Source organism: Acinetobacter sp. NIPH1876 (genome assembly GCF_022808535.1).
Classification (GTDB): domain Bacteria; phylum Pseudomonadota; class Gammaproteobacteria; order Pseudomonadales; family Moraxellaceae; genus Acinetobacter; species Acinetobacter higginsii.
On record NZ_JALGBR010000023.1, the window covers coordinates 25,332 to 35,645 of the forward strand.

General features: G+C 40.5%; 11 protein-coding genes. 8 read left to right on the top strand and 3 right to left on the bottom strand.

Annotated features, from left to right (window positions below):
* Positions 1 to 484 precede the first annotated feature (484 nt).
* The gene (locus tag MN869_RS19050; protein ID WP_164467937.1) at positions 485 to 646 is read left to right on the top strand and encodes a hypothetical protein; all 162 of its coding nucleotides are present in this window, start codon (positions 485 to 487) and stop codon (positions 644 to 646) included.
* A 44-nt stretch (positions 647 to 690) separates the two neighbouring features.
* On the opposite strand, the gene MN869_RS19055 is transcribed toward MN869_RS19050, so the two are convergent.
* The gene (locus MN869_RS19055) at positions 691 to 1,227 is read right to left on the bottom strand and encodes a hypothetical protein (protein ID WP_005321396.1); all 537 of its coding nucleotides are present in this window, start codon (positions 1,225 to 1,227) and stop codon (positions 691 to 693) included.
* Between the two features lie 77 nt (positions 1,228 to 1,304).
* On the opposite strand from MN869_RS19055, the gene MN869_RS19060 reads away from it, so the two are divergent.
* Together MN869_RS19060 and MN869_RS19065 are read left to right on the top strand one after the other, a co-directional pair.
* Positions 1,305 to 2,030, top strand: coding sequence for a tetratricopeptide repeat protein (locus tag MN869_RS19060; RefSeq protein ID WP_033134441.1), 726 nt, complete (start codon positions 1,305 to 1,307; stop codon positions 2,028 to 2,030).
* A gap of 55 nt (positions 2,031 to 2,085) precedes the next feature.
* The gene (locus MN869_RS19065; protein ID WP_033134442.1) at positions 2,086 to 2,481 is read left to right on the top strand and encodes a hypothetical protein; all 396 of its coding nucleotides are present in this window, start codon (positions 2,086 to 2,088) and stop codon (positions 2,479 to 2,481) included.
* 79 nt (positions 2,482 to 2,560) lie between these two features.
* On the opposite strand, the gene hemJ is transcribed toward MN869_RS19065, so the two are convergent.
* On the bottom strand, positions 2,561 to 3,013 hold the full coding sequence (gene hemJ, locus MN869_RS19070) for a protoporphyrinogen oxidase HemJ (protein WP_004805133.1): 453 nt from the start codon (positions 3,011 to 3,013) through the stop codon (positions 2,561 to 2,563).
* Between the two features lie 21 nt (positions 3,014 to 3,034).
* Positions 3,035 to 4,264 (bottom strand): beta-ketoacyl-ACP synthase II, encoded by a 1,230-nt coding sequence (locus MN869_RS19075; protein WP_004805136.1) that lies wholly within the window; start codon positions 4,262 to 4,264, stop codon positions 3,035 to 3,037.
* Between the two features lie 291 nt (positions 4,265 to 4,555).
* Here MN869_RS19075 and MN869_RS19080 point away from each other — a divergent pair, with 291 nt between their 5' ends.
* The 5 genes from MN869_RS19080 to tuf form a co-directional block, all read left to right on the top strand.
* Positions 4,556 to 5,887, top strand: coding sequence for an EcsC family protein (locus MN869_RS19080; protein WP_005321425.1), 1,332 nt, complete (start codon positions 4,556 to 4,558; stop codon positions 5,885 to 5,887).
* A 160-nt stretch (positions 5,888 to 6,047) separates the two neighbouring features.
* Complete coding sequence (gene rpsL / locus MN869_RS19085; protein WP_004648013.1) at positions 6,048 to 6,422, top strand: 30S ribosomal protein S12; 375 nt, start codon at positions 6,048 to 6,050, stop codon at positions 6,420 to 6,422.
* Between the two features lie 159 nt (positions 6,423 to 6,581).
* Entirely contained in the window at positions 6,582 to 7,052 is a 471-nt protein-coding gene (gene rpsG / locus MN869_RS19090) for a 30S ribosomal protein S7 (RefSeq protein ID WP_004655203.1), read from the top strand.
* 177 nt (positions 7,053 to 7,229) lie between these two features.
* The gene (gene fusA / locus MN869_RS19095; protein WP_005205454.1) at positions 7,230 to 9,368 is read left to right on the top strand and encodes an elongation factor G; all 2,139 of its coding nucleotides are present in this window, start codon (positions 7,230 to 7,232) and stop codon (positions 9,366 to 9,368) included.
* A gap of 92 nt (positions 9,369 to 9,460) precedes the next feature.
* Positions 9,461 to 10,314, top strand: an 854-nt coding sequence (tuf, locus tag MN869_RS19100) for an elongation factor Tu (RefSeq protein WP_243309103.1), incomplete at its 3' end; no start/stop codon positions are given.

A 10,314-nucleotide genomic window follows, 5' to 3' on the forward strand; every position in this document is an offset into this window, starting at 1 on the left:
ACAGTTGTACTTTTTTGAAAGATGTTATTGTTCAATAATTTAAAATTATATTGTGTGTTTTTTATACCGTTTATCGGGAATATCTTTGCGACACTTGAGTGTACATTTGTGCACTGCTATTATCCTAATTAATGTGAACGGATGTGCACTTTGATACTCATCAAGTGTAACCAAGCACGTAAAATGAAGAGGTAACAACAATGTCAGTTTTATTATTTCCTGTAATTGCTTTTGGTTTGGCTGTAGTCGTTGGTCGTGTGGGTACAGTAATGTTCCAAGAAAAAGATCAACAAGTTTAATTGATCATTAAATTTTGATTCATTTTTGATGAGGTAACGAACAATGTCAGTTTTATTATTTCCGGTAATTGCTTTTGGTTTAGCTGTGGTTGTTGGTCGTATTGGAACAGTAATGTTTCGCGAACAAGATCAGCAGGCCTAACCTAGTTTTTAAATAGTCATTTTAAATAAAGAGGTGCGAAATTATGACTTCAACAATTTTATTGCCTGTAATCGCCTTGGTATTCGCTATTGGTGTTGGGCGTATTGGTACCATTGTTAAGGATGCGATGCGTGTAGATTTTACGACTGATATGGATGATAGTCATGAACTTAATAATGAAACTCAAAAAGGCACTGCTGCATAATTTTTCTTGCACAATGCTTACTTAAAAAGCTCTGTAGTTAAAACTTACAGGGCTTTTTTATTTTTTAGAATAATGTTGGGGATTTTGTGGAAAAACACATCTCGTGCAATATCACCTTGTTGTTCGATGTTATAACTAGAAAAGGCTTTGTTTTTTATAAATTGATATCGATATGGATTGTATTGCTTAAAACTGAGGTAATAGCCAACTTGAAGGATTGCACCTTTAACAACCACATTGATTCCTTGCTGAAACTGTAAAATATGCGCTAGTTCGTGAATAAAGATTCCCTGCAAGGATGTGGAGCATGTTGAATAGTCAGGGCTAAAGTATTTCTGATGCACAAATAGATTGCCATTGGGTGCCATAAAAATATTAGTAGGTTGCCAAGGTAGGTAGGGAATATTAAAAATCTTTATTTGTGCATAATCGATAAGATCGCCAAAGACAGGGCGTGCCATTTCGATTTCACCAGACGTCAAACCACGATATTGGAATTGATTCATTTTGAGGTAAAAGATTAGGCTGGCAATGAATCGAGCTTTCAATTTTGGTAGAGCATGCTGTATTGGTTTGTTCATCTGAACTAGGCATCTGAAAAACGTGAAGATCTAGTTTATTCTAGAATAAAAGCAAACTAAACAGGGTGAATTTTGGTATGCGAAGCATTAAATTAATGGTTTTTTCACTCTGTTGGATGAGCTGCGCAGCTTTTGCAAATTTAGACATACAGCACTATACAAATTGTACGGGATCACCATTGAAAGCGTTACAAGCTAATAGCACGCTTTTTTTCTTAACCATTGATGCTTATAAAAATAATCAATACAACTATGCTGCAATCTTGGATGCATCTGAAACTGAAATGACGCAGTGTTTTATTGTTGATCAAAACCGAAACGTGATTTTAGATACCATACCCAGCATGATTTCTAACAGTTGCAGTGGACAATGGGATAAACAAAGTCATACACCGGTTTGGATGGCTGATATTGGTGGGGGAAAAGATGGGGTTAACTACTTTCACTACTTAGCTTCGGAACAGTTAAAGCAACTCAATAAAAGAGATGTTTCTGAGATACAGCAAATTGTTGGGAGCATTGATTGCCAATTATCTACCTATAGAAAACAGGATGCAGCAGAACTAAACGATTCTGCATTTTTCCTTTATCAATTGGGTTATTATGATGCTTCATTAAGATTTTTAAACCATGTCATAAAATTAGATCCGAATAGAACTGTGGCTTACTTAAATCGAGCGGATGCTTATTTAGCTTTAAAAAATATAGGTCAAGCCAGAAAAAATTACATGATGTATGCTGATCAAATGAAAAAGTTGGGCTTATCCAACAAAGTCCCGTTAAGAATAAAAAAATATTTATGATCTGATGGCGAGCGCAGAAATACAGATCAATCATTTGCAGCAAGAGATGAAATGAATGATGAAACAAACTTTATGGTTGTGCCTGTTTTTATCTGTGTGTGTACAGGCCTATGCAAGTAATGAATATTACTGTTTTGCTAATGGCAAAAAATCAATTTTATTGGTTTCACCACAATATCAAAAGACACAAACGATTAAGTATTATCCCTATCTCAAAGATATCAAGCTTTCTGAGCCAGTCTATATTGAAGAGGTTGAGATGGGTGAAGTCGCTCAGCCCGAAGTTTATAAGACCATGAATGAGCTGATTGATGGCAAAGTGACAGGGCAATATACCTTTGTGTCGCAGGGCTATATTCTTTATGGTGTAAGTTATCGTAATCTGAAAACAAAAAAAGAGACACATTTTGAGCAAGTGTCTTTGAATTTGAAGGGGATAAGCTGTTTGTAGTCTGGATGCCTAGATCGGAAACGAATGCTGTAATTGTTTTTGAAGAAAATTACAGCATTAGAAAACAAGACTTGTTGTCTTAGAACTGAGGTTTTACTACGACTAAAATCACCACTGCAAATAAGATCAAGGTCGGCATCTCATTAAAGAAGCGCCAAAACTTGTGTGATTTATAGTGAGCATTGCCAATCAGTTTTTTACGGTAATAACCACAAACAAAATGGTAAATCACCAATAAACCGACTAGACCGACTTTAAGGTAGAACCATAAAGCTTCATGATAATGTCGGGTTGCATCGCCCCAATCAACCAGAAAGTGGGCGGTAATAAGTGTGGCAATCATAGACGGCCACATAATACCGCGATACAACTTACGTTCCATGACTTCAAAGCGTTGATGGCTAACTGCATCTTCACTCATGGCATGGTAGACATAAAGGCGTGGTAAGTAGAACAATGCAGCGAACCAGCAAACCACAGCAATAATATGTAATGCTTTTACCCATAAGAAAGCATCAGAAGGTGCATCCATCGATAATCCTGCTAAATGGGATTATGCGTCCCACTTCTTGAAAATAAGGCAGGCGTTAACACCGCCAAAGCCAAAACTGTTACTCATGACAGTATTCAGTTTTGCATCACGTTTTTCAAGTACAATATCGAAACCTTGTGCGCCTTCATCAAGCTCAGTCACGTTGATGTTTGGCGCAATAAAGTCATTTTGCATCATCAAGACAGAATAAATTGCTTCCTGAACGCCCGCAGCACCTAAGCTATGACCCGTCATCGATTTGGTCGAGCTGAGTGGAGGAACTTGTCCTTCACCAAATGCACGTTCCATTGCTTTAAGCTCAGTTACGTCACCCGCTGGTGTTGAAGTACCGTGTGTGTTGACATAGTCAATTTGCTCTACACCATGCTGTTTTGCTTCATCCAACGCCATGATGATACAACGTGTTGCACCTTCGCCACTTGGCGCAACCATGTCAGCACCATCACTGTTTGCAGCATAGCCAATCACTTCAGCGAGGATATTCGCGCCACGTGCTTGCGCATGTTCAAGTGACTCAAGCACCACGAAACCACCACCACCAGCAATCACGAAACCGTCACGGTCTTTTGAGTATGGGCGTGATGCAGTTTCAGGTGTGTCATTGTATTTTGAACACAATGCGCCCATCGCATCAAACAATAAGCTTTGTGACCAGTGATCTTCTTCACCACCGCCAGCAAGCATTAAATCTTGTTTACCCAATTGAATCAGGTTGTAGGCATAACCAATCGCATCGGCAGACGTTGCACATGCACTGGTAATCGAGTGCGCTACGCCTTGCAGTTTGAATGCAACGCCAACGTTCGCGGTAATGGTGTTACTCATATTACGAGGTACAAAGAAAGGACCGATTTTACGCGCACCTTTTTCCTCTAATAGTTTGATCATTTCTGCAACAGATGCAGTTGAGTTACCACCAGAACCGCCAGCGATACCGTAACGTGGATTGTTTGCCAAATCTTCTTGTTTCAGTCCAGCATGTTCAACAGCTGCGACAGCTGCGTTATACGCATACATCGCACAGACGCCCATAAAGCGTTTCAGTTTGCGATCAATACCATCAAAATCCTGTTCAGCTGCAGCGCTGACATGGCTTTTGAAATTCAGTTCTGCATAAGTTGGATTTAAACGTGTGCCTGAGATTCCATTTTTTAAAGAATGAGTGACCTCTTCTAAAGAGTTACCGATACATGAGTTAATGCCCATACCAGTGATTACAACACGTTTCATTTACAGATCCCTTTTATGGTAATACTTAAGCCCTGTGCATCTCGCTATGAATACAGATCAGGAGAAAAATAACGATTAAAATGGCTTATGAGTGAATGACACCATGATAGCAGAAAGGTTTTTTATTTCTTATGGCAAATCTTATGCCTATTTCCAGTTGTGTAAATATTCGTAAATATTCGCGATGTTGTGACGAAACGTAAAGAAAGAACACAGATAAAAGTTGAGATAAATCTGCATTCAACCTAGTATTTACCTAGAAATGCACAGATTACACAACAGAGGTACTTGATGACAAAATCTAAAAACAAGCAATCTTCAGGTTTATTTGCACAAGCCTTTGGAGTGGCTAAAAAGCTCAGTTCAGAATTGCAGAAATTTCAAGTTGCCCCAACCACATCGGGTGCGGAACTCGCGAATTCATCCAATATTGTTGAAGGAAAAGCACGTTTCAAAAGTCCATTTGAGGTCGAAAAATACGAAAATCCTCAGCAAATGCTACGTCAACAATTTCCAAAACTATCTCATCAATTGTTAGGTCGTCATTATAACCGAGTGAATAGTGTGGCTTCGTTTGTATCACCAGATTTGGGCGATAAGGTCTCAGACTATTTATTCCAATGGTTAAATGAGTTTAGTTCAAATAGTTCTTTGACTGAAAAAATCCTTGAGGAAGCAGGGGTCAAAGATATTATGGAACTGACCACAGATACAGGACGTTCACAGCGCCTAAGTCAGGCATTAATTGAGCAAAATAAATTATTGGCTGCAGCACAAGGAGCGATTACAGGTGCAACGGGAGTCTGGGGTGCAGCGATCGATATTCCAGCATCTATTGTTTTGACCTTGAGAACGATTTATCAAACTGGTCGTTCACATGGTTTTGATTTATCTGAGGATACAGATCAAGAAATTGTTGCTTTCATCTTTAAAGAAATTGATTTGAGTTTAGTTGCGGAAAAACAAACCTTGTTAGTTGCGTTAAAAGCGTTGAAATCCATGTTGGAAACGCATGATTTGCAACAGTTTCAGCAATTGTTAGGTTCAAATAATGATATTGAGTTGGTGAAAAAATGGTTAGTGGATGAAAGTGGTGAGTTTAAATGGAACTGGCTCAATCGGATTCCTCAAGCTTCTGTGCTTAGTAAATTGACACCTGTTGCAGGTGCAGCGCTAGGTGGTTTCTATAGTTGGAGACTATTAGAGGATGTTGGGCACAAATCGCAATCTATTTTTGGTGCAGCTCGCTTCTATATTAATGAACATCCCCATGAAAAAATTTCGCCACTAGATGCATATTTTAAGGCGGAAGCTTTATTGAAAAAGGCGAGCCCACGTTTATTAAGTGCAGCGGCAGAAGCCAACAAAACCACAGCATCAGATGAACAGAATGATGTGATTACTAAAGTGACGGTTCAAGTGAAAGCAAATAAAGCTTCGACAGTCGCTGTGGGTGACAAGGTAGAAGAGGGAATTCAGCAGCTTGCAGAACAACATGTGGTTGAACATCCCCATGCGGAACAACAGCCAGCATTAAAAGTACAGCAAGATGAAACTTTTGAGGATATTGAGGCTGAGCAAAAATCAATTGATATAGAACCTGCCTCAACAAAACATAGCTAAATCTGGCTGTAATGTTTTAGACATAAAAAACACAACAAACATCAGAAATGGTCGACACTTCAAATGTTGACCATTTTTACTTCTTAGCTTACAATTATGTGCCCTTAAAAAGAGGTTCTTTCCTTTTTTTAAGGTTGTTTAATAACGGGAGAATTGCCAAATGGCAACAACAAATCAGTTGATCCGTAAGGGTCGTACAACTTTGATTGAAAAATCTAAAGTTCCTGCGTTGAAGGCTTGTCCACAACGTCGTGGTGTATGTACACGTGTTTATACTACTACACCTAAAAAACCTAACTCAGCAATGCGTAAGGTTTGCCGTGTTCGCTTAACTTCAGGTTTTGAAGTATCTAGCTATATCGGTGGTGAAGGTCATAACCTACAAGAGCACAGTGTTGTTCTTATCCGTGGTGGTCGTGTTAAAGACTTACCAGGTGTACGTTACCATACCGTTCGTGGTTCTTTAGACTGTGCTGGCGTTAAAGATCGTAACCAGTCACGTTCTAAATACGGTACTAAGCGTCCTAAGAAGTAATTCTAGGAAACTAGTCCAAATAACCCTTTAGCGTTTCGCTTGTTTGAATTCTTCATAGTTTTGTAATTCAAGCGACGTATAGTAAGGCCAGCGAAAGTACATGACACTCGTACAAACTGCTGGATTATCCTGAAGTGTCATATTATTAGGTGTATTAAAATGCCAAGACGTCGCGTAGTCGCTGCTCGTGAGATCCTTCCAGATCCAAAATTTAGCAGCCAAACAATCGCTAAATTCATGAACCACGTAATGCAAGATGGTAAAAAATCTATTGCTGAAAGTATCGTTTACGGTGCTTTAGACCGCGTTCAAGAAAAAAACAAAGTAGACCCGGTTGAATTTTTCGAGACTACTCTTGAAAAAGTTCGTCCTATGGTTGAAGTAAAAGCACGCCGTGTTGGTGGTGCTACTTATCAAGTACCTATGGAAGTACGCCCATCCCGTCGTACTGCTCTAGCTATGCGTTGGTTAGTAGATGCTGCTGCTAAGCGTTCTGAAAAAACGATGGCTTTACGTCTTGCTGGTGAGTTGCTTGATGCAGCTGAAGGTAAAGGTGCAGCGATCAAAAAACGTGAAGACGTGCATCGTATGGCTGAAGCCAACAAAGCCTTCTCTCACTACCGTTTCTAAGCGGATAAAACAGTCCCTAATCAGGAGAATATTCATGCGTACCGCGGCTCGATTCAACATCGCTCTTTACCAAAGTGGGGGCTTTGCGGGTATTTAAGTTGCCTGCTTGGATATTCGTGCGCATCAATTTAATTGGTGCGTCCTGTTTTAAATATAACATTTAGGAATGTAGACATCATGGCTCGCCAAACCCCAATTAGTAATTACCGTAACATCGGTATTTCTGCGCACATTGACGCAGGTAAAACAACTACAACTGAACGTATTTTGTTCTACACAGGTGTATCTCACAAAATTGGTGAAGTACACGATGGTGCAGCAACAATGGACTGGATGGAACAAGAGCAAGAGCGTGGTATTACAATTACCTCTGCTGCTACAACTTGTTTCTGGTCTGGTATGGCTAACCAATTCCAACAACACCGTATCAACGTAATTGATACACCGGGACACGTAGACTTCACAATCGAAGTTGAACGTTCTATGCGTGTTCTTGACGGTGCGTGCATGGTTTACTGTGCAGTTGGTGGTGTACAGCCTCAGTCTGAAACTGTATGGCGTCAAGCGAACAAATATAAAGTGCCTCGTTTAGCATTCGTGAACAAGATGGACCGTACTGGTGCAAACTTCTTCCGTGCTGTTGAGCAAGTTAAAACTCGTTTAGGTGGTAATCCTGTGCCTATCGTTGTGCCAATCGGTGCAGAAGATACGTTCACAGGTGTTGTTGACCTTATCGAAATGAAAGCGATTATCTGGGATGAAGCATCTCAAGGTATGAAGTTCGAATACGGTGATATTCCTGCTGACCTCGTTGAGATTTCTCAAGAATGGCGTACTAAGATGGTTGAAGCTGCGGCTGAAGCATCTGAAGAGCTAATGGACAAGTACTTGGAAGAAGGTGATCTTTCTAAAGAAGAAATCATCGCTGGTCTTCGTACACGTACATTGGCTTCTGAAATCCAAGTTATGCTTTGTGGTTCAGCGTTCAAGAACAAAGGTGTTCAACGTATGTTGGATGCTGTAATTCAATTCTTGCCTTCTCCTACAGAAGTTAAAGCGATTGAAGGTATTCTTGACGACAAAGATGAAACTAAAGCATCTCGTGAAGCATCTGACGAAGCGCCGTTCTCTGCACTTGCGTTCAAAATCATGAACGATAAGTTCGTAGGTAACTTAACATTCGTACGTGTTTATTCTGGTGTTCTTAAACAAGGTGATCCGGTTTATAACCCAGTTAAATCTAAGCGTGAACGTATCGGTCGTATCGTGCAAATGCACGCGAACGAACGTCAAGATCTTGAAGAAATCCGTGCAGGTGATATCGCAGCGTGTGTAGGTCTTAAAGACGTTACTACGGGTGATACATTATGTGATGAGAAAAACATCATTACTCTTGAGCGTATGGAATTCCCAGAGCCAGTAATTTCATTGGCTGTTGAACCAAAAACTAAAGCTGACCAAGAAAAAATGTCAATTGCTTTAGGTCGTTTGGCGAAAGAAGATCCATCGTTCCGCGTTCGTACAGACGAAGAATCTGGTCAAACAATTATTGCTGGTATGGGTGAGCTTCACCTTGACATCATCGTTGACCGTATGAAGCGTGAATTCGGTGTTGAAGCGAACATTGGTAAACCAATGGTTGCTTACCGTGAAACGATCAAAAAGTCTGTTGAGCAAGAAGGTAAGTTTGTTCGTCAAACAGGTGGTAAAGGTAAATTCGGTCATGTATATGTTCGTTTAGAGCCTATGGATGTTGAAGAAGCTGGTAAAGAATACCAATTCGCTGAAGAAGTTGTCGGCGGTACAGTACCTAAAGAATTCTTTGGTGCGGTTGATAAAGGTATTCAAGAACGTATGAAGAATGGTGTATTGGCTGGTTACCCTGTTGTGGGTATCAAAGCGACATTATTCGACGGTTCTTACCACGATGTCGACTCTGACGAATTATCGTTCAAAATGGCTGGTTCATACGCTTTCCGTGACGGTTTCATGAAAGCTGATCCTATCCTTCTTGAACCAATCATGAAAGTTGAAGTAGAAACTCCAGAAGACTACATGGGCGATATCATGGGTGACTTAAACCGTCGTCGTGGTATGGTTCAAGGTATGGACGATCTTCCTGGTGGAACAAAAGCAATTAAAGCAGAAGTTCCATTGGCTGAGATGTTTGGTTACGCGACTCAAATGCGTTCTATGTCTCAAGGTCGTGCGACGTATTCTATGGAATTCGCTAAATACGCTGAAACACCACGTAACGTGGCTGAAGGCATCATCGCTAAGTTCCAAGCTGGCGGTAAAAAAGGTGACGACGAGTAATCTTTCGATTACTATATTACCCAACTAAATTTAGTTAAAAAACCAAGTGCTCATGGGCGACCCTCATGAGCAGTTTATAAAGGAAGATCATCATGGCTAAAGCCAAGTTTGAACGTAATAAACCACACGTAAACGTGGGTACAATTGGTCACGTTGACCATGGTAAAACAACTTTAACTGCTGCGATTGCAACTATTTGTGCAAAAACTTACGGCGGTGAAGCGAAAGATTACTCACAAATCGACTCAGCTCCTGAAGAAAAAGCACGTGGTATTACAATTAATACTTCACACGTAGAATACGATTCTCCAATCCGTCACTACGCTCACGTAGACTGCCCAGGCCACGCCGATTATGTTAAAAACATGATTACTGGTGCTGCTCAGATGGACGGCGCGATCCTTGTATGTGCTGCGACTGATGGTCCAATGCCACAAACTCGTGAACACATCCTTCTTTCACGTCAGGTTGGTGTACCTTACATCATCGTATTCTTGAACAAGTGTGACCTTGTTGATGATGAAGAATTACTTGAATTAGTAGAAATGGAAGTTCGTGAACTTCTTTCTACTTATGACTTCCCAGGTGATGACACTCCAATCATCCGTGGTTCAGCGCTTCAAGCATTAAACGGTAACGATGGTCCTTATGGCGAGAAAGCTGTAATCGATTTAGTTGCTGCGCTTGACTCTTACATCCCAGAACCAGAACGTGCGATCGATAAAGCATTCTTGATGCCAATCGAAGACGTATTCTCTATCTCAGGCCGTGGTACAGTTGTAACTGGTCGTGTAGAAGCTGGTATCGTAAAAGTTGGTGAAGAAGTTGAAATCGTAGGTATCAAAGATACGGTTAAAACTACAGTAACTGGCGTAGAAATGTTCCGTAAATTGCTTGACGAAGGTCGTGCAGGCGAGAACTGTGGTGTTCTTCTTCGTGGTACTAA

Excerpts from the sequence above, each read along its gene's own strand:
- MN869_RS19050 (WP_164467937.1), top strand. The coding sequence starts at position 485 with ATGACTTCAACAATTTTATTGCCTGTAATCGCCTTGGTATTCGCTATT.
- MN869_RS19055 (WP_005321396.1), bottom strand. The coding sequence starts at position 1,227 with ATGAACAAACCAATACAGCATGCTCTACCAAAATTGAAAGCTCGATTC.
- MN869_RS19060 (WP_033134441.1), top strand. The coding sequence starts at position 1,305 with ATGCGAAGCATTAAATTAATGGTTTTTTCACTCTGTTGGATGAGCTGC.
- MN869_RS19065 (WP_033134442.1), top strand. The coding sequence starts at position 2,086 with ATGATGAAACAAACTTTATGGTTGTGCCTGTTTTTATCTGTGTGTGTA.
- hemJ (WP_004805133.1), bottom strand. The coding sequence starts at position 3,013 with ATGGATGCACCTTCTGATGCTTTCTTATGGGTAAAAGCATTACATATT.
- MN869_RS19075 (WP_004805136.1), bottom strand. The coding sequence starts at position 4,264 with ATGAAACGTGTTGTAATCACTGGTATGGGCATTAACTCATGTATCGGT.
- MN869_RS19080 (WP_005321425.1), top strand. The coding sequence starts at position 4,556 with ATGACAAAATCTAAAAACAAGCAATCTTCAGGTTTATTTGCACAAGCC.
- rpsL (WP_004648013.1), top strand. The coding sequence starts at position 6,048 with ATGGCAACAACAAATCAGTTGATCCGTAAGGGTCGTACAACTTTGATT.
- rpsG (WP_004655203.1), top strand. The coding sequence starts at position 6,582 with ATGCCAAGACGTCGCGTAGTCGCTGCTCGTGAGATCCTTCCAGATCCA.
- fusA (WP_005205454.1), top strand. The coding sequence starts at position 7,230 with ATGGCTCGCCAAACCCCAATTAGTAATTACCGTAACATCGGTATTTCT.